At 32.7% G+C, this 875-nt stretch carries 1 protein-coding gene; it reads right to left on the bottom strand.

Annotated elements, in window-relative coordinates; translation table 11 throughout:
- Positions 1-875: hypothetical protein (locus H5T44_06420; protein ID MBC7081853.1), on the bottom strand; the 875-nt coding region annotated here is incomplete at both ends.

Raw genomic sequence — 875 nt, 5'->3', positions numbered from 1 at the left:
AAATTTCAATTGCAAAAGCTCTATCATGTGATCTTGTTCCAAAGCTTTTATTCCATATTTCTTTTCCTTTCTCATCTATTTTTAAAACCCACATATCCTTTCTTCCTACTGCAAATAGATCTGTATCACCTGCTAAAATATATCCATCCTTGATTTTTTTACCATCCAATAGTTGGGCAAATCTTCCTCCATATCCTTTCTTCCATATTTCATTTCCTTCCTTATCTATTTTTATAACATATGCACTTCCCCCAGGTGCATATTCAGTTCCTCCATATATTATATATCCATCTTCACCTTCTGTTATATAAGTCCTAATCTCAAACAACGCCCATCCATATGTTCTATTCCATATTTCATTTCCTCTTTTATCTATTTTAATCACCCATGAATCCCAATCTCCTAGTGTTGAATAAGATCCAGTTATTCCAGAAATAAGATATCCATCTTCAGTTTCCAGAATTGAATCTCCATGCTCTGTACGTCCCCCACCAAAAGTTTTTTCCCATTCTAGATTCCCATCTTTATCTGTTTTTATCACTAAAATATCAGAATTATCACTATAAGCATTTCCAACCATCGCATATCCTCCATCTTTTGTTGCTATAATTTTTTTTCCATAATCCTCAGTTGCTCTTACATATGTTTTATTCCATATTTCATTTCCTTCTTTATCTATTTTAATTATCCAGTAATTAGCTCCACTATATCCTCCAATAACAAATCCATCTTCAGTTTCAGCAATGCTTCCTCCATATTCCTCCACTCGCAAATTTCTTCTAAAAGTTCTATTCCATATTTCATTTCCTTCTTTATCTATTTTAACAACCCATACTTTTTCATATATTCTCCCCAGCAAAACTATTCCATCATCT

It is taken from the genome of Thermoplasmatales archaeon, assembly GCA_014361195.1.
Lineage (GTDB): Archaea > Thermoplasmatota > E2 > UBA202 > JdFR-43 > JACIWB01.
Note: the sequence above shows the minus strand (reverse complement) of the source record. Positions and strands in the feature narration are given on the sequence as shown.